This is a genomic window from Motilimonas sp. E26, from assembly GCF_021278025.1.
Lineage (GTDB): Bacteria > Pseudomonadota > Gammaproteobacteria > Enterobacterales > CBDFNC01 > Motilimonas.
The window spans coordinates 84,337-103,778 of record NZ_JAIBHJ010000005.1 but is presented as its reverse complement, the minus strand read 5'-3'; the positions used below and the strand labels follow the sequence as shown (position 1 = coordinate 103,778).

General features: G+C 43.4%; 15 protein-coding genes. 2 read left to right on the top strand and 13 right to left on the bottom strand.

The annotated features are described in order from the left end of the window. Position 1: 1 nt before the first annotated feature. The 6 genes from bfr to K1M91_RS06155 all read right to left on the bottom strand — a co-directional run bounded on the left by bfr (position 2) and on the right by K1M91_RS06155 (position 7,950). Entirely contained in the window at positions 2–472 is a 471-nt protein-coding gene (gene bfr / locus K1M91_RS06185; protein WP_232800682.1) for a bacterioferritin, read from the bottom strand. Positions 473–692: 220 nt separating this feature from the next. Continuing rightward, positions 693–1,724 carry a 2,3,4,5-tetrahydropyridine-2,6-dicarboxylate N-succinyltransferase gene (gene dapD, locus K1M91_RS06180; RefSeq protein ID WP_232800681.1) on the bottom strand — a complete coding sequence of 344 codons (1,032 nt, stop codon included), beginning with the start codon at positions 1,722–1,724 and terminating at the stop codon, positions 693–695. Between the two features lie 157 nt (positions 1,725–1,881). Beyond that, entirely contained in the window at positions 1,882–2,511 is a 630-nt protein-coding gene (locus tag K1M91_RS21360; RefSeq protein WP_282561098.1) for a lytic transglycosylase domain-containing protein, read from the bottom strand. Positions 2,512–2,591: 80 nt separating this feature from the next. Further along, positions 2,592–4,343 (bottom strand): Wzy polymerase domain-containing protein, encoded by a 1,752-nt coding sequence (locus K1M91_RS06165; RefSeq protein WP_232800680.1) that lies wholly within the window; start codon positions 4,341–4,343, stop codon positions 2,592–2,594. Between the two features lie 15 nt (positions 4,344–4,358). Continuing rightward, on the bottom strand, positions 4,359–7,184 hold the full coding sequence (gene uvrA, locus K1M91_RS06160) for an excinuclease ABC subunit UvrA (protein ID WP_232800679.1): 2,826 nt from the start codon (positions 7,182–7,184) through the stop codon (positions 4,359–4,361). 127 nt (positions 7,185–7,311) lie between these two features. After that, positions 7,312–7,950 carry a LuxR C-terminal-related transcriptional regulator gene (locus tag K1M91_RS06155; RefSeq protein ID WP_232800678.1) on the bottom strand — a complete coding sequence of 213 codons (639 nt, stop codon included), beginning with the start codon at positions 7,948–7,950 and terminating at the stop codon, positions 7,312–7,314. Positions 7,951–8,250: 300 nt separating this feature from the next. Between K1M91_RS06155 and K1M91_RS06150 the strand changes: the two genes are divergently transcribed. Both K1M91_RS06150 and ssb read left to right on the top strand, forming a co-directional pair. Further along, entirely contained in the window at positions 8,251–9,621 is a 1,371-nt protein-coding gene (locus K1M91_RS06150) for an MFS transporter (protein WP_232800677.1), read from the top strand. 14 nt (positions 9,622–9,635) lie between these two features. Continuing rightward, positions 9,636–10,259 carry a single-stranded DNA-binding protein gene (gene ssb, locus K1M91_RS06145; protein ID WP_232800676.1) on the top strand — a complete coding sequence of 208 codons (624 nt, stop codon included), beginning with the start codon at positions 9,636–9,638 and terminating at the stop codon, positions 10,257–10,259. Between the two features lie 176 nt (positions 10,260–10,435). Here the strand turns inward: ssb and K1M91_RS06140 are convergent, their stop codons facing one another. From K1M91_RS06140 to K1M91_RS06110, 7 genes are all read right to left on the bottom strand, one after another. After that, positions 10,436–12,100: an ExeA family protein gene (locus K1M91_RS06140; protein ID WP_232800675.1), complete on the bottom strand. Its 1,665-nt coding sequence runs from the start codon at positions 12,098–12,100 to the stop codon at positions 10,436–10,438. 237 nt (positions 12,101–12,337) lie between these two features. Next, positions 12,338–12,484 (bottom strand): hypothetical protein, encoded by a 147-nt coding sequence (locus K1M91_RS06135; protein WP_232800674.1) that lies wholly within the window; start codon positions 12,482–12,484, stop codon positions 12,338–12,340. Positions 12,485–12,644: 160 nt separating this feature from the next. Next, the gene (locus K1M91_RS06130) at positions 12,645–13,817 is read right to left on the bottom strand and encodes a hypothetical protein (RefSeq protein ID WP_232800673.1); all 1,173 of its coding nucleotides are present in this window, start codon (positions 13,815–13,817) and stop codon (positions 12,645–12,647) included. Positions 13,818–13,936: 119 nt separating this feature from the next. Beyond that, on the bottom strand, positions 13,937–14,755 hold the full coding sequence (locus K1M91_RS06125) for an outer membrane lipoprotein-sorting protein (RefSeq protein WP_232800672.1): 819 nt from the start codon (positions 14,753–14,755) through the stop codon (positions 13,937–13,939). 10 nt (positions 14,756–14,765) lie between these two features. Next, positions 14,766–17,126 (bottom strand): MMPL family transporter, encoded by a 2,361-nt coding sequence (locus K1M91_RS06120; RefSeq protein WP_232800671.1) that lies wholly within the window; start codon positions 17,124–17,126, stop codon positions 14,766–14,768. 128 nt (positions 17,127–17,254) lie between these two features. Further along, on the bottom strand, positions 17,255–17,983 hold the full coding sequence (locus K1M91_RS06115) for a TetR/AcrR family transcriptional regulator (protein WP_232800670.1): 729 nt from the start codon (positions 17,981–17,983) through the stop codon (positions 17,255–17,257). A gap of 211 nt (positions 17,984–18,194) precedes the next feature. After that, on the bottom strand, positions 18,195–19,403 hold the full coding sequence (locus K1M91_RS06110; RefSeq protein ID WP_232800669.1) for an ammonium transporter: 1,209 nt from the start codon (positions 19,401–19,403) through the stop codon (positions 18,195–18,197). Positions 19,404–19,442 lie beyond the last annotated feature (39 nt).

Here is a 19,442-nt window from a genome sequence, read left to right as displayed (position 1 = left end):
GTTAACTCTCCATCATTGATTGTTGATAATTTTCGATCCCCGTTGCTTGGATTAAAAACTGTTGTGATTCAATCCAATCGAGGTGTTCTTCTTCATACTCAAGAATGGCCTCTAGCAATTCTCGACTGATATAGTCTTGCTCTTGTTCACATAGCCCAATTGCACTGCGTAGTGCCGTTATTTGCTCGCACTGAAAGGCCATATCGCATTCCAGCATCTCTGTAGTATTTTCACCAATCCTAAGTTTCCCAAGTTGTTGTAAATTTGGTAGGCCTTCAAGAAACAGGATCCGCTCAATCAACTCATCTGCTTGCTTCATATCTTTAATCGATTTTTTATAATCCTTTTCATCTAACTCGCCAAGACCCCAGTTCTTAAACATACGAGCATGTAAGAAATACTGGTTAATTGAAGTGAGTTCTAACGTAAGGATCTTATTCAATTCGGGCAGGACTTTACTGTTGCCTTTCATTTTCTTCTCCAAGTCTAAATTGATCTGTGTCAATTTATCTTGGTATAGATAAATAATTATGCAAGTCTATTTCGATATATAGAAAATAATTAATATATCTAATAAATTCAAAAACGTAGTATTGATACTGAGAGGTGTTTTTATTTTCTTTACGAAGAAGGGAGACAGCCATGTAAGCGGAGTTACACGGCTATCTTAAGCAATTAGCTACTATTATTTATTAATTGTTACTATGCAGCTCAGAATTAAGTTCAACAGCGGACTTATTGGTTAAGCACTCAATCTTACCTGTTATTGAATTACGACGGAATAATAAGTCACTCTTACCCGATAAATCACGAGCTTTGACAACTTCAACTTCTTTTCCTTCTGAGTCCAGCATAGTAACCTTGGTTCCCGCTGTGACATATAAACCTGACTCTAGCGTACAGCGATCACCCAATGGGAAGCCTAGGCCAGCATTGGCACCTAGAAGGCTGTTTTCACCGATAGAGACAACAACACTGCCGCCCCCGCTTAGGGTGCCCATGATAGACGCGCCGCCACCCACATCACTACCGTTTCCGACCATGACGCCAGCAGAAATACGCCCTTCCACCATGCTCACGGCTTCTGTGCCTGCATTAAAGTTAACAAAACCTTCATGCATTACTGTTGTACCTTCGCCAATGTGTGCACCCAGGCGAACGCGTGCTGTGTGCGCAATACGTACGCCAGTCGGCACCACGTAATCAGTCATTTTAGGGAATTTGTCTACACAGTTTACGCTAAGTGTACGTCCTGCAAGACGCGCTTCAATTTGGCGTTCTGCTAGCTCAGGCAAATCTATTGGGCCTTCGTTAGTCCATGCGATGTTATGAAGTAAACCAAAGATACCATCTAGCACTAAGCCATGTGGTTTAACTAAGCGATGTGACAATAGTTGTAGCTTTAAGAAACCTTCCGCGACGCTTGCTGGCTTCTCATCAGTCGCTAAAATAACTAACACCAAAGGCTGAGTTGAGCTTGCTGCCTGTTGTGCAAACTTAGCATTTTTATCGTCGCCAGCTTGCTTAAATGCGCCTGCTAACGCCTTACTTTGCTCTGAGGTTATCTCAAAAACTTCGTTGCCGCCTTGATAGTCAACTATCGCTGTTAACGCTGTAATAAGATCTGCACTTGGGCTTAGAACTGGATTAGGGAAGAAAGCTTCGATAATTTTTCCGCTGTTATTTTTTGTTGCGCTACCGAACGCCAATGAAAAACTTGCCATGTTAAGTACTTCTCCAAAGAAAATAATGAATTGCAAAAATTGAGCTGCAAAACGAGGGGTCTATTTTTTAGTGTGGAACACATAATAATGATCTGGTTGGCACAATTGAAGTGTTTAGCCGAATTAATCGGCATTATCTCGATCAGCTGAGAGTGAACTACATGTTTTGCCGATAGGTCTCGTAATACTGCATCACTTTTTTGACATAGTTTTGTGTTTCTTTATAAGGTGGGATTTGATTATTGTATTTTTTTACCGCACCTGGGCCGGCATTGTAAGCGGCTAAAGCCAATTTCTTATTGTTGTATTGGTTGAGCAAACTTCTTAGATATTTCGCACCACCTTCCATATTCTGAACCACATCGTAGCTATTGCTGACGCCGAGCATCTTGGCGGTGCCAGGCATCAGCTGCATCATACCTACTGCTCCAGCACGAGAAACGGCTTGTGGGTTATAACCCGATTCTGCACTAATTACCGCGTGAAGTAATGCCGGCTCTAGTTGATGGCGAGAGGCAATATCCACAATGGTTGGGTGGTAATGCTGGCGTAGCTTTTTATTTACTTTATATATTTTAACTCGTTTGGCCGGTTTGTCGGTCCAGTTACCAAAGCTTGCTGGGGTGGTTTGCTTAGGGGTACGCATTAGTAGAGTATAATTTTTATTTAATTTTTTTTGTGCAAAATGTGTCGTACCATTGCTGTCTACCCACATATAAACATCCGCACTTGCTGTCGGCACATAGATGCTTAACCATAATGTCAGCGTCAGAAATATTCTATACATAGTAATTCCTCGTAGGCAAAAATTAGCCTATATTATGGTTATAAATTAAGCAATTTTTACGCCTAGATAACAATTCGTTCTCACTTCATTAATTGGTTAGGCTGGCTCACTTCGTCCAAAATCTCTTCAACTTCAGAGGGAGCTTTTTCGACATCGCGCATTACTTCTGCTAAGTCTGTTTTTAATAGTTCATTATTGGGGTATAAAAATCGAGCATAGTTGATGACAGCTTGTGATTGCTGCTCTTGATCAAGTAAGCGATACGCGTAAGCAAGATTATAGTAAATATTGGCCCTTGGGGTATGCTTAACAAATTCACTCGCCCAAACAACATAAGCCTCTAGCTCTTCCGGTTTATTTAACTTTTCCCCAACCAGCATACGTAAGGTAAAGATATTGAACTCAAGTCTAGTGGTTAATGCCAGTGGGTTAACAACTCGCATCAAAAGGTCGATATCCGTTCTGCCCGAACGCTCGAATTTAGTGACCAAGTAATTTGTTTGCACTGCGCTGATCATAAAGGCGCAAGTGAGTAGCGGAATCAGTATAGCGTTAGATTTTACTAACAAATAAGGACGAAAAATAATTTCTTTTTCGAGCTTACTGCTGAAACTGATATAGGCAACTATTACTATGAATACAAACCAAGTTGCCACTGCGTGATAAAACGGATATTCCGTTTGACTGTGTAAAGTTAGAGGGAATACAAGAGCCAATAATGCCAAAGCTTTACGCCACTGAAAGCGAGTAAGTAAATACATAAATGTAAGGGTTAAAATCAATAGGCCTAACAAAGGCACAATGCCGCCTTCAACCCCCCAGTACATTAGCTCATTATGGGGATGAGTTAAATTTTCTAAGACAAATGGTACTCCTTCTGCTTGTATTCGCTCCGCACGATTGGTTAAAAAGCTGGCTTCAAAATTACCGTAACCCCAACCGGTAAGGGGTTTCTCCAGCATCATGTGCCAACTTTGTTCGTATTGCAGCGCTCTTGCACCTGCTTTGGCTAGTTCTTCTTTATTACGGGATACGCTACCATCACCTATCATAAAGTGCATTGAGAGGCCGAGGGTGATGGCAATGACGAGCCAAGAAAAACGTTTTCTCGATTGTTGAAATAACCAAGGGGAGATTAAGATAAGCCCGATTACAGCGCCTAAATAGCCGGTTCTGGAAGCGCTGATATAGATCACCCAAGCCGATAGAAAACATTGCAAAAGTAAAAATGCCGTTAGCGCAGGTCGACCTTTTAGAGCCCATTTCTGAATAAGATAACAGGAAAGCAATAAACTCGTTGCGGTGAAGCTTGCTAACACATTAGGTTGCTGAAAAATGCCATAGGGGCGACCATAGTTAACATCGTAACCAAACATATTTCCTGGCTTGAGCAGGTACATCTGAGTAAGGCTGTAAAGGTTTTGGATAAAGCCGGCGCAGACAATTAGAAACAGTAACAGCAACCAATTTTGTTTGCTAAAATTGAGCTGCTGCATGGCAAATAAAAGTAATATTCCGCCGATAAACCCAAATAGTCGGCCATAACTGGCATCAGCAAAGGTCCCATTAGTATAAAATATTGGAATGACAAGTAAGGCAAACGCAACAAATCCAGCTATAGACATCACATTATAACGAATGATTTGTACTATGCTGATTTGCCATAACCCCAGGCCAATCAGAATAGAAATGAAGCACCACGCCACTGGATTCATTGGTAGATCTAAACCCGCTCCGCCTTGGTTATGCTGAAAGTAATGCATTCCTATTAAACAATACAAAGCAAATATCACAGTAAAAATGATATTTAGGCGAGAGCGAGACTGATCCATGAGTGTTTATATTCCTTACTTCTTAAGTAGTGGAGCTAAAAATGTCGCGGTATGGCTGCGTGTTTCTTGGCAGATATCTTCTGGTCTGCCGCAGACTAATATTTCACCGCCACCACTACCACCTTCTGGTCCCAAATCTACGATCCAGTCGGCAGTTTTTATTACATCGAGGTTGTGTTCGATGATAACGACGGTATTGCCTTGATCTCTAAGCTTATTCAAAACTTCGAGCAAGTGCTTTATATCATGGAAATGTAAACCTGTGGTAGGCTCATCGAGAATATACAAGGTTTTACCAGTACTGCGTTTAGATAGCTCTTTTGCCAGCTTCACTCGTTGCGCTTCGCCGCCCGATAATGTGGTAGCGGCCTGACCAAGGCAGATATAACTTAAACCGACATCAAGCAATGTTTGCAATTTACGGTTCATAGCCGGCACTGCAGCGAAAAACTCCAGCGCGTCTTCTACCGTCATGTTAAGTACCTCGTTAATATTTTTGCCTTTATACTTAACTTCTAATGTTTCCCGGTTGTAGCGTTTACCCGCGCAAACATCACAAGGCACGTAAACATCAGGTAAGAAGTGCATTTCTACTTTTATTACACCATCACCCTGACAAGCCTCGCAGCGGCCGCCTTTAACGTTAAAGCTAAATCGGCCCGGTTTATAGCCTCGGCTTCTTGCTTCTTGGGTACCCGCAAACAAATCACGAATACCGGTGAAAATACCTGTATAAGTAGCGGGGTTAGAGCGTGGTGTTCGACCAATTGGACTTTGATCAATATCCACCACTTTATCAAGGTGTTGTAAGCCTGAGATGCTTTTGAAGGGGGCTGGTGTATTTAAACTGGCGTTATTGAGCTCTTTCTGTGCAATGCGGTAAAAAGTGTCGTTGATTAAGGTTGATTTACCGGAGCCAGACACACCAGTAACACAGGTCATGACACCCACAGGTATGTCTAAATTGACATTTTTTAGGTTATTGCCACTTGCGCCCTTTAGCTTGACCCACTTTTTGGTTAGTGGTGTGCGTTTATCAGGAATTGGAATAGACTTACGGCCACTTAAGTAGTCAGCGGTGAGTGAACCCTTACTTTTTAAGATCTCTTCATAACTTCCTTCAGCAATAATGCTACCGCCATGGACACCTGCGCCTGGGCCTATGTCAATGATGTAATCTGCTGTGCGGATAGCATCTTCATCGTGCTCTACTACGATCACGGTATTGCCAAGATCTCTTAGATGATTCAAGGTGCCAAGTAAGCGTTCATTATCGCGTTGATGTAAGCCTATCGAAGGTTCATCAAGCACATACATTACTCCCACTAGCCCTGCGCCAATTTGGCTGGCTAAGCGGATCCGCTGCGCCTCACCGCCGGATAAAGTTTCAGCGCTGCGCTCTAAACTCAAGTAATTTAAGCCAACATTAACTAAGAAGCTTAAGCGTTCGACAATTTCTTTTAAAATTTTCTCGGCTATTTGCGCTTTTTGGCCAGTGAGAGCGAGACCATTAAAAAATTCAGTAGCCTCACCGATGGACATAGTTGCCACCTTGGGCAGGTTGGTATCACTGACAAAGACATGGCGGGCTTCTTCACGCAAACGGCTGCCATGGCAAGTTGGACAAGGTTGACTGTTAAGATACTTAGCGAGCTCTTCACGCACTGCATTTGATTCAGTATCTTTATAGCGGCGTTGCATATTGGGAATGATGCCTTCAAAGGGATGCTTTCTGACGACGACATCACCACGGTCGTTCATGTACTTGAATTCAATTTCGCTGCGGCCGCTGCCATGGAGTACAGCTTGCTGCGCCTCTTGAGCAAGCTCCTGAAAAGGTGTGTTGATATCAAAGCCATAGTGATCTGCAAGTGAGGTTAGCATCTGGAAGTAATAAAAATTCTTTTTGTCCCAACCTTTTACCGCACCATTTGCCAGGCTTTTCTTTGGCTCAGTAAGTACTCGCTCACTATCAAAGTATTGTTGCACGCCTAAGCCGTCACAGGTGCCACAGGCGCCGGCAGGATTATTGAATGAAAAAATCCGCGGCTCAAGTTCTTGCATACTGTAGCCACATTGTGGACAAGCAAAGTTTGCCGAGAAAATTACTTCTTCGTGTTCACTGTTATCCATCCAGCCGATTACCGCCGTCCCTCCAGATAAGGCTAACGTCGTTTCAAATGATTCCGCCAAGCGTAACTGCATGTCGCCGCGTACCTTAAAGCGGTCGACAACGACTTCAATGGTGTGCTTTTTGTGTAGGTCGAGTGTCGGAGGATCAGATAAATCACATACTTCACCATCAATACGAGCGCGAATAAACCCTTGTGCCGCTAAACCTTGCAGGGTTTTAACGTGCTCACCCTTCCGCTCTTTTACAACGGGGGCTAATAACATTAATTTACTGCCTTCGGGGAGTTCTAGTACCTTGTCGACCATTTGACTAATGGTTTGTGCATTTAGCGCGATATCATGGGTCGGACACCTAGGCTCGCCAACACGGGCATAAAGCAGGCGTAAATAGTCATAAATTTCAGTAATGGTGCCCACTGTAGAGCGCGGGTTGTGTGAGGTTGATTTCTGTTCAATTGAGATCGCAGGCGAGAGGCCTTCAATATGGTCAACATCGGGTTTTTCCATTAAGGAAAGAAACTGACGCGCATAAGCCGAGAGTGATTCAACGTATCGACGTTGCCCTTCTGCGTATAAGGTATCAAAGGCGAGGGAGGATTTACCTGAGCCAGATAGGCCAGTGATCACCACTAACTTATCACGGGGGATTGTTAGGTTAATGTTTTTAAGGTTATGGGTACGTGCGCCTCTGACTTCAATGTTATCCATGTTGCCACTCTGTAAACAAAATCAAAGTAGTGAGTATCGCACAGTATTAACTGTATGAATAGACAGTTAGAATAAGAAAAGCCAGCATCCTTGCTGGCTTTTAAATTAAGCTAAAAAGCGATGTAATTTAAATGTATTCTCTTGCCCAGCTAACAGCTTGCAGCCTGTTTTTGACTTTAAGCTTCTTAAACACATTATATAAATGCGATTTAACCGTATGTTCACTAAGAAACAGGTTGTCGGCAATTTGCATATTCGACGCCCCTGTCATTACTTGCTTTAATATTTCCACCTCACGACTGGTTAACTTTGCGTATGGCTGGTACTGGCGGTGAAGCCGAGTGCGTAGCGTGGCAAGTTGTGACGTCATGGTGGAACGACTAAACCAATATTCGCCAGCAAAGACACAATTAATGCCTTTGATAAGCTGTTCTTGGTCAGCAGATTTTTGGAAAATGCCCGCACACAGCGGCCAAGCTTGTAACAAGTGTGTCTCTAACTCTGGGTCAGTATTGAAAAGAATAATGCTGGTGTTGGTCGTCCATTGATTTATCTCGTGATGCCAATCTTGTTCGTTTGCACTTGATATATATTGCAAATTGACAAGAAAGAAGTAATCAGTGTCCACGTTCTGAGAAATGTTCAGTTGCTCGGGGCTACTGAGCAATTCAACGTCCACAGCCAGTTTTAACTTTAGAAAATGAACCAGGGCAGCAGACTCTATTGAGTCTTCTGAAATTAAAAATAAATGCTGTTGTTTGTTCATTAAAGTCATTCCCTGATAGCTTTTCAGCGCGCTTAGACTAATACATCTATCAAAAATAAGTGAAGCATTAAAAAAGCATTAGCATTAACAAGTTAGTTATAAAACCCAACTAGCGCCTTGTTATTAGGTTTGTTTATACTAATTTAGATTACATAAATTTATTATTATTGACAATTATTTGGTGGCTTTTTATCCATATAACGGCACATTGAACCCATGTTTCGAGTTAGAGCAAGGGTTTTCGTTTTTGTTTTCTATCATGTTATCATCCCCGCCTATTTCAGCTGTCAGAAAAGCCTCATGAGTCAAAGTGCATTAAATGCTACCGAAAAGCGAGCATCTATTTCATTAGCCGTTGTTTTTGGCCTAAGAATGTTGGGCCTGTTTATGATCATGCCGGTTTTTGCTTACTACGGTAAAGAGCTTGATGGCTACTCGCCACTTTGGGTTGGCTTAGCTATTGGGGCATATGGCTTAACTCAAGCGCTATTTCAAATTCCGATGGGGATGTTGTCTGATCGTATTGGTCGTAAACCTGTCATCTTTATTGGTTTGATTGTTTTTGCCATTGGTAGTGTTATCGCAGCTATGTCTGATTCTGTTTATGGTGTGGCGCTTGGCCGAGCGGTACAAGGATTAGGCGCCATTGCCAGTGCCATTTTGGCCCTTGCGGCCGATTCAAGCCGAGAAGAACAACGTCCCAAGGTGATGGCGACGATCGGGGTGTGTATTGGACTAGCATTCGCGGTGGCGATGGTAGTGGGGCCGCTAGTGACCCAATTTGTTGGTTTGTCAGGACTTTTCTATTTTACTGCGCTGATGGCGATATTGGGTTTACTGATTGTAAAGTTCGTCGTACCCGATGTAGTGCATAAAGCACCAGCAGGTGAAACGGTAGCGATTCCCCAGTTACTAGGAAAGTTGCTGAAAAAGCCTGAGTTACTACGTTTAGATGCGGGAATTTTTGTTCTGCATTTAACATTGACCGCGATGTTTGTGGTGCTGCCACTTAAATTAGTGGCGGCGGGGTTGGAGGTGACTCAGCACTGGTTATTGTATTTCCCCGCCCTAATCCTTTCCTTTATATTCATTATTCCAATGTTGATTATTGGTGCTCGTCAGCAAAAAAATAAGCAGTTCTTTTTATTTTCGATTGTACTAATGGCGGCAAGCTTATTTTTATTGGCCTGCGCGAATATGCCGCTATGGTTAATATTGCTAGCGGTATTTTTATACTTCACTGCATTTAATTTTTTAGAGGCGTCACTGCCAGCGTTTATCTCCATGTTGGCGCCCGCTGGTGCAAAGGGATCTGCGATGGGGATCTATTCCACTAGTCAGTTTTTAGGCGCTTTTTTGGGCGGAGTCGTGGGCGGAACAGCTTATAATTATTTTGGCGAGCAAGGTTTATTTATTTTTATTGGCTGTTTAATGTTATGCTGGTTGGTCATCGCATTTGGCATGAGTAACCCTAGTCAAATTCGCAATCATGTATTAAGTATTAAACTCATGGAGACACAACAGGCTGAGCAGTTAGCGAGCCAATTAACCCAATTAGCCGGGGTAATTGAAGCCGTTGTTGTACCTTATGAGCGTGTAGTTTATCTAAAAGTAAAACATACAGAGTTTGAACTTAGTCAGGCCCATAAGCTGATTAAGTGTGTTAATTAACGGGAGTTAAGATTATGGCCACTCGTGGAGTGAACAAAGTTATTTTGGTTGGCAACTTAGGTCAAGATCCTGAGGTTCGCTATCTACCGAACGGTGGTGCGGTTGCTAACATTACTATTGCCACGTCTGAGTCATGGCGTGATAAAACCAGCGGCGAACAACGTGAAAAAACCGAATGGCACCGCGTGTCTTTGTTCGGTAAGTTGGCGGAAGTGGCTGGTGAATACCTTCGTAAAGGCTCACAAGTTTACATTGAAGGGCAATTGCAAACACGTAAGTGGCAAGATCAGCAAGGTCAAGATCGTTTCACCACTGAAATTGTGGTGCAAGGTTATAGTGGTGTCATGCAAATGCTTGGTGGTCGTCAAGGTGGTCAGCAAGGTGGTGGCCAAGGCGGTTATGGTGGTCAGCAGGGGAGCCAGCAAGGTGGTTATGGTGCGCCTCAAGGTGGCCAACAGCAAGCTCAGCCACAACAAAGCTGGGGACAACCGCAACAGCCGAATGTTGCTCCTACTCAAGCGCCACAGCAGCCTGCTTATAATCAAGCTCCGCCTGCGCAAGCGCCACAACAGAAACCTGCGTCACAGCCAACCTACAATGAGCCCCCAATGGATTTTGACGACGATATTCCGTTTTAGGAAACAGGCACAAAATACCTATTAAGTTTATTAAGGGTCTGTTGTTACAGGCCTTTTTTCATAATAATGTTCGGTGCTTGATGTTATTTATCTTGATATGGCAATAAGGGTAAGAGAGTCTTTAGCACACTATGGCGATTAAGCTACCTGCATCATACAAGCTGGCTGAATTGAGTCTAGTTTGTGAAGACTAAACGTGGCTGCTCTGGTCGCACTTTTAAATTAAGCTGCAGTAACGTTTTCGTACCCGCAATACCGTCTGGGATGAGCTGCTCTTGTTGTTGGAACTGCTTTAATGCTTGTTCAACTGTCAGATCAAAGTGATCTGTTATAGTGACATTGTTTGATTGTAACAAGGACAAGCTTTCACTTAACCAACTAACGGCTAGCCCTTGATCGCCTCTCTTTAGGTATTCCTTAAATTGTAAAGGCGCTTTCCAAAGTAGGGTGTATTCTCCAGTCCAATGGGCATTGAACCAAGATTCACTGACGCGAATATGACTGCCGTCGACTAATAGCTCTACGCCACGATAAAGTTTGGCTAAGGTGGCATAGTATGGTTGCTGATTAGTGTCTCGCATTTTTACCACCGCGGGATGGTTCATTGTTTTCAGTTGTTCAAGGTTTGCGGTATCTCTTAAGCAGCGCAGGCCCACTATTTGTCCGGTATGACAATCGGCTCGTTCGGTAGCAAGTGTATAGCCCCAAAGTTTATAGAGGTTTTTCATCGCTTGGTGCGGCGAGCGACTGTTAGTGATAATACTTTCAAGGTAATGAGCTTCTCGGTTGTCATTGCCCCCGACTGGGCTGCCATCTTTGACGGCTTGTTTTGATTGCGCACTGATCTTGATGGTTTCTTGTTCATTGAAAAGTGGTAAAAACCATGAGTCGTTGACACCTATTTTTATTGGCTGCTGGCTGGCTGGCGGAGTCAAAGTAATAATACTTGAACCTATAATGGCTGCAGCAATGCAGCTAAAAGCAACCGCTCGGTATGGCTGAATGAGTTGTTGCAGTGCACTGTGATGGCGGATTCCTTGGATTTCGTTGGCTACTTGTCGCACTATTTTAGCTGAAACTTGATGCTGTCCTTTAGCGAAAGCTGCCAACATGGATTGATCGCAAATCAGGTTAATCAAGCGTGGAATGCCTTTGCTATGGAGTTGTAATTCTTTAAGTGCCAAACGATTGAACACTTTTAACCGACAACCGGCTACTTGGAGGCGATGCGCGACATAAAGGCAAACCTCTTTGTAGTTCAATGGCAACAAGTGATAACGCGCATGGATCCCTTGAGCCAGTACTAGTAGCGATTCTTTTCTGAGCAGTGCTAGCAGTTCTGGCTGGCCGATGAGTACCACTTTAAGTAGCTTTTGCCCATCGAGCTCAATTTGAGTCAGCAGTTTAAGTAGCTCAAGAGACAAAGGGGTTAACAGCTGAGCTTCATCAATCAATAACACCGAATGCTTTTGTTGGTAGTGATTCTGGTGGAGGTAATGAGTTATGAGCTCAAAAAGGGTTTTTAAGTCGTCTTGATCACTCTGGTATGGAATAGCAAATTCATCACAGATGGTTTCAAGTAGCTCAATTTCGCTAACCGAAGGGTTGATGATATAGGCAAGCGAGGTTTGCTCGGAGAGGCCGGCAAGCCAAGTGCGGCAAACGATGGTTTTACCGGTGCCAACTTCTCCAGTTAATAAGACAAAGCCACCCGTTCCACCTTGTAAGCTATACATCAAATGAGCCAGCGCCTGCTCATGACGCTCAGTCAGGTAAAAGTAATCAGGGGCTGGAACGATTGAAAATGGATTTTCTCTTAGCCCAAAAAAGTCATAGTACATCTTTGACTCACATCCTTGCCGTGAAGGTAATGTGCTGATCCTTCAGCTATTCTAAATAAAACCATAGAGGATTTCACTTCGTTTAAGCTGGATTCTACTGAGTTGTTAGTGATATTGGAATCATTAGCCGTGTTTTGAGCTAAATTTATCGAAAAGAAAAATAATCAGTAAGAAAACCCAGCTATATAGCTGGGTTTTATCATTTCTACCGCTTGGTTACTACAACAAAAAATTATTTCATTTCTCTGATACTTGAAGATATTTTTCACGGCTATCTGATTCCGTCAGTTCAGCCATATTCACTCCAAGTTGTTCGCAAGCCTCTTCAAAGCTAATTCCACAATGGCACATCAATACGTCGATGGCAGGTAAATATGCATGCATTTTTTATCTCCCTATATGTTACGACTATGTTATGCAGTTTTTTCGTTTCTGTGTATATTCGACTTTAGCATTAGACGGCGCAATGTAATGCATTAATAAACTCTAGACTATTTTTTAATCATAGACGAAACAATTTGTTAGATTTTTACTATGGTCTCTGTCAGAAAAAATATTCAAGGTTAATACTTAGCATATCGTCATCTTTCAAGCTATAAAGTGGGTCATTGCTTTCGCTACTGTAGAACAGCCAAGCTTCTAGGTTTAATCGCCAATGTTGACCAAATCGGGTACTGCCTTCGATGCGGCCTGAGTAGCTCATCTGTTCTAAATCTCGCGCCACTCCAAGTAATATTTCCGAGCCATCGACATCATTAAAAACCAACCGAGTTCCGAGAAAAAGATCGTTTTGATACGGAGTACTGGCGTTTAAGCCGCGTTGGTCCCAGTTATACTCGCTTAATAGGCCTAAATCGATATTAGTATCAGCTAGACCTATCAGGGTGTATTCAAAACCTGCAACGCCAGCTTGATAGTGTTCAAATTGCCCCTCTTTATGTAACGCTTCTATTTTCCACAGCCACTCACCCAATGTGGCTTGAATATCGGTGCTAATCTGCCACATTTGTTGATAATAAGGAACGAGTTCGTTTTGATTGTAGGGCTGTAAAATAGGCTCTCGGTCAGTGCCTTTAAAGCCCGCGACACCGACATCCCAGTCACCAAAGGTACGACTCCAGCGCAGCGCAAAATCAATATGTTTCGCTTTAGCGGATGACTCGTATTGAGCCTGGTCAGGATTAACCACTAATGGCGTTCGTAAACGACCTTTTTCGCCTGCAAAGGTTCGCTCCCTGAACCCGGGCAAGATAAACGCATTGACTACCCCCCAATCGCGGATCAAACTCAAATGTGCCATGGGCTGGCCGAGTTTGCGATCGCCATTGACGGTTTCAACCTGATCCGTTTGATTGATCACATCGACTAGGTGTTGTGATTCGGTTACCCCCCAAAAGACAATGCCAAGTCCTAGCTCAAACTCCCAATCATCACGTAAATGAACCCACTTAGCTTCCTGAATATCCCAATGACTACGCTCATCGTCGAGACTATCAAGGCGAGCAAATGGGGTGAAAATAAAAGCGTCTTGGCCATCATTCCAGGGCAGGTATAATTCTGGCTCAATGGCAATCGAGGTTTGGTTATCACCTTGATGTGAAAATTGCGCAGATTCAACAAAACTACGTTGTTGTAAGCTGATCGAGCCTTGTATCTCGACAGCTGTTGCAGGTAAGTGAAAAGCGCTAAGCAGCGCTGCTGCAAAGTATGGTTTCATTATACTTCCTTGATCAGCATTTGCTGATTACATTTGTTATATACCCAAGTATCCCTTGGTCGATTGGGTATAAGACTATTTTTCAAAGAAAAAGTGGGAGGTATTCCCTCCCAATAAACTTAACGGGCGCGCTTGAGTTTACTTTTGTTAAAGTCGGCTTCAGTAAGCCCTGTATCGAAGCGATATTCACTAAAATTCAATTTTGTACTTTTACCCGTTTGATGATTTTCAATTGCTAGCAGGTTTGCGCGCCAAAAGCGTTTGTTTTCATCACCTGTTTCTTGTTTCACCTCATAAGCTTGATAATCACTAAAGGTTAAGGTTTTCAGTAACGCGCTTTTTCGGTCGTAATATTCTGTCTTTAACACTCGATAGTGTTGCTGATCGATCCAAGTAATTAATTTGCTATAGCCTGAATACTGGTCAGTAGGGATATTTTCAATTTTCCAAGTCTTTTCCCCGCCAATGTCGGCTTCACCTAAGTACTGATAGCGATACTTTTCGACTTCGAATGAACTGAGATCTTCGTAGGCAAATTCACTGCCCATAAAGGGACCCGACTTATTACGTGATGCAATGCGTTTAACCCGTTTGAGTGCAGGTAGATAGAGCCATTGGTCATCGGCGCCAGTGACGTGAGAGAAGCTTAAAAAAGCGGTGCCTTGAACATCATGTGGCGTATCAAAAATACTCAGCGACTTATCACCATCACCTGCGACTTCCAAGTTTTTCATTCTTAGATTGCGGGTGCTGGTCTGTCCTTGCGCATTAGTTAGGTGCATTGCTAAGGTTGCTTCACTACTGCGCCAACCAGTGTCGCGCAGTTTACGCTCTTGCATGATGCTTAAGCCTTGATTATCGCTGGCTAGCACTGGGCTAATGGCCGCCGTTGCAACAAGCGCGACGGTAAGTGATAGTGGTAAATATATTTTTTTCATTATAGGGTTCCTATGAATTGGCTAGAGAAGTTAATTGAGGCTCGCTATTACTGGTTTTTGTATTGCTTGCCAACTTAGGTTTGCGGTCAAATACCAGTAAAAACGCGGGTAAAATTAGCAGGTCAATCAGCAATGCGATCATAACAACGATACTAGTGAGTAATCCCATGTCTGCGTTCATAGCAAAATTGGACTGGGTTAAAATGCCAAAGCCGATACAGATAACCAAGGTAGTAATCAGTAGTGCTCGACCAACGCTGGTAAAAGCATAAATAACGGACTGTTCGGTATCTTGCCCTTGCTTACGAGCGTGTTGGTATTTGCTTAAAAAGTGCACCGTGTCATCGACAACGATCCCCAGTGTTAAGCTAGAAACAATAGACAAAGCAAGGTTAATTTCACCATTGACCAAAGACCATAAACCAAAGCCAGCTAAGCCAGGGAGAATGTTAGGCAGCAAACTGATAAAGCCAAGGCGCCATGAACGTAGGGCTACACCAAGTAGAGCGGAAATTAATACCAGTGCAAAGGCTGTCCCAATTAACATGCTGCTCATGTTACGCTCACCGACGTGAGCAAACATCGAACTAGTACTCGCTATGTCCACTTGTAAGTTAGGCGCATGCTGCTGGAACCAAGCATCAGCTCTGTGCTCGAGGGCTAATATCTCAGTGCTACCAAGGTTTTTAAAGGTGGCAACCACGCGGGTGGCAGACTTATCGATGTTGATTTGGTTGTTCAAATCTAAGCCATAGGGCAAGCTCATTTCATACATTAAGAGATACTGTGCAGCTAACTCCTTTTCATCGGGTAAGCGATATTGCGAGTTATCATCACCATGCATGTTCTTATTGAGACGCTTGATGGTATCTGAAAGGGATAAGACGTGATCGGTCTCTGGTTGGGCTCGGAGCCACGCAGTAAATTCAGCAAGCTGCTTTAGAAAAGCCGGATCGTTGATGCCATTACTCATACCACTATCAAGACCAAACTCAAGGCTAGTCATGCCTGAAATATGCTCAGCCATAAAATCGGAGTCTTGGCGAAAGGTGGTATCGGTACTGAAATATTTCAATGCGTCATCATTAACTTGATTGTTTGGCACTTGTGATGCCAATGCCGCCACGATAATAACGCCAAAACCTAATACCTGTTTTTGCTTCTTAATCACCCAAAGAGCTGCACGCTGCATATTGGCCGATGGATTTGGCTGCGCTTTAACTTTAATGGGGAGTAAGCTCAGTAAGGCCGGTAGTAAGGTGATGGAAAATAAAAAGGCGAATAACATGCCTACGGCAACTAAATTACCTAAATCACGTAACGGCGGTGAGTCAGAAAAATTAAGTGATAAAAAGCCAATGGCTGTCGTTGCACTGGTGATAAATACGGGCCTAAGGTTGATGGTCAAACTACTGTAAATAGCCTGTTTTTTGGTTTCGCCACGGCGCATAGCAAGTAACATGCTGCTAATAATGTGTACGCAGTCAGCCACTGCTAATGTCATTACAATGGTGGGTACATTGACCGTTGGAGTGGTAAGGGGAATACCAAGCCAGCCAGACACGCCTAAGGTGGCGGCGATAGTCGCGATGATCACCGCTAACGATGCAATAGTGCTCAAAATGGAACGTAGCAAAAAAGCTAGCATCAGTAAGATAGCCAAGAACATGCCTGGCACTAAGGTGCTGGAATCACTTTGCGCATAGGTGGCAAATGCGTCGTTAAGCATGACTAAACCAGACATGCGGATGTCGGTGTCAGGATAGAGGGCTTCATACTTAGCTTTTAGTTCTTTAGCAAAGGCGGCAACGGCAGGCCCCTCTGTTAAGGGATCTATTTCTGGCAGTTGTACGGTAACGTTGATAATAGTGACAGCACCATTTTCGCCGACTAACTTATTGAGTAACTCAGGTTGTGTTAGGGCAACTTGGCGGATTGCATCTTTCTTATCTGGACTCAATAGATTGGTTTCAAGTAACAAATCTTCAACCAGCAAGTCATCTTCTTCTGCTCGGGTATGTTGAAAATTAGTAATTGAATCAACCCGTGTTGAGTAGGGGGTTTGCCAAGACTCTTTGGTCATTTGATGGATCTGACTCAGAGTTTGATCGCTGAATACATTACCTGACTTGGGGGCGATGATGAAGCTAACCGCATCTGACTTACTGTAAACATTTTGCATCCGCTCAAAAGCTTGCAGTTGAGGATTGTCAGGGCCAAAGAACACTCGATAGTCACCATCGAAATATAATTTGCTTGCACCAAAGGCGAAGGCAAAAAGAACCATCAAGGTGGCTAATAGGCTTGCTATGGGGCGTTCTACAACCCAAATTTGCCATCTTGCTGTGTTAGGGGGGCTAGTATTTTGCATTACGTCCTCACTATGACGTTTCGTCATTATCTAAGTAAAAATATGACGATTAATCATAAAGTGACTAATCGTCATTTGCTGTTGTAAAAAAACCAGCTAACTGGCTTTTTATAAATGTTCATTGTTGGCTACTTATTTAATGTAGCTAACTCTTCAGAAAATACTTCCTCAGCAATACGCCGCCAACTGGCTTTGTAATCCCATTCCCATGAATAAGGTTGCCACTGTAGCCCATCTAGTACAATGGAGGCATTAATCAACACTGCTGAATCGACATCAATGCGCTCCAAGCAGGGGGTTGGCGTTGAGTTACGTAGAATGGTCACCGAACCAAAGCTCATTGCCCAAATGGCGAACGTCACTTGATAGAGGTTATCTTCATAGCGTCGACTTAACTCATTGTTTGCCATTGCTGTTTCAATCATGCCTTTGAGCATTTCGACCATTTCATCTTCTGTTTCACTCAGCGCTTTGATCCGGGCAGGGGAGGCTTTTTCAAATACCGCCGGACTCATCACCCTTAATGACACCATGGTTAAGATGGGATGGCACAAGGTAAATAACTCATAACCGAAACTAAGTGCCAGTATGCGCTCTCGGCTATTGCCTTTAAAATTGGCTAACTTTCCGAACATGCTCTTTTGGATCCTAAGCCCTCTTGCGCAAAGGGCACACCATAAATCCTCTTTACTCGAAAAGTGGTTATATACCGTTCCTTTCGAGTATTCAGAGCGGGCCGTTAATTTATCCATCGTTAGCTTGGCGAAACTATGCTTTTCAATAATCTCTATGGCTAAATCCAGCAGTAGCTCTTCACGCTCTGCTACTTCTCTTGCTTTTCTTGTTTGTGTTGTCATGAGTCGCCACGTTCTTTTAATGCATAAAATGAATTATACGTGTCTTCAGCATGCTCAGCCATGATTTGGCGCACGAACACTAAAGTTGACCAAATGTCTATGTTTGACGATTCGTCATTAATTTAGATTCATCTTATGGTGATGTCAATTATATTTTTGAAAAATAAAAAAAGCGGGCTTTACCCGCTTTGAATAATAAAACCATCAGTGATTAATCTTCACTGATTGACCCTATTTTGTGAATGCTTAAATCAGCCCCATGATACTCATCTTCTTGAGTCATGCGTAAGCCTACTGATTTGGCAAGAATGCCGTATACGATAACACCACCAATCAGTGCGACCATTATGCCCGCTAAAGTGCCAATGACTTGTGACATCAGGCTCACTCCGCCCAGTCCGCCGAGCGTTTCAGTGCCAAAAATGCCTGCAGCAATACCGCCCCAAGCACCACACACACCATGTAGAGGCCACACACCGAGTACATCATCAAGTTTCATGCGGTTTTGTAAGTAAGTGAATAGCACCACAAATAAGCCGCCAGCAATACCACCGGTTAGCAAAGCACCAATAGGGTGCATTAAATCCGAGCCAGCACATACTGCGACCAAACCTGCTAAGGGGCCATTATGAATAAAGCCGGGGTCATTCTTTCCGACCAGTAATGAAACGATGATGCCGCCAACCATAGCCATCAATGAATTTACCGCAACTAGGCCGGAAATCCCGTCCATCGTCTGTGCCGACATCACGTTAAAACCGAACCAACCGACCGTTAAAATCCACGCGCCTAAAGCAAGAAATGGAATATTAGAAGGCGCGAAAGCGACTAACTTGCCGTTTCGGTAACGGCCATTACGAATACCAAGAAAGTATACCGCCACTAAAGCTAACCAACCGCCGACGCCATGAACAACCACCGAGCCTGCAAAATCATGGAAACTTGCGCCAAAGCTTGTTTCTAGCCAAGCTTGAAAGCCGTAGTTGCCATTCCAAATCACGCCTTCAAAGAAAGGGTAAACAAACCCAACAATTAAACCTGATGCGGCGAGCATCGGGTAGAATTTCGCCCGCTCAGCAATACCACCAGAGATAATCGCAGGAATAGCCGCGGCGAAAGTAAGCAAAAAGAAGAATTTTACTAATTCATAGCCGTTCGCTGTGGTCAGTTCACTAGCAGGCGCTAAAAACGTCACATCGTAAGCTATCCAATAACCTATGAAGAAGTAAATCACGGCAGAAAAGCCAAAATCGGCGATAATTTTCACTAATGCATTAACTTGGTTTTTCTGACGTACTGTGCCCACCTCTAAGAAGGCAAAGCCTGCGTGCATCGCCAGTACCATAATGGCACCAAGTAAAATAAATAAAGTGTTTGAACTTTGCACTAAGGTTTCTACTGCGCTGTTGATATTGTCCACTGTCTCTCCCTTTGCTTCCTGCCTGGGTGTTCCCCTAGG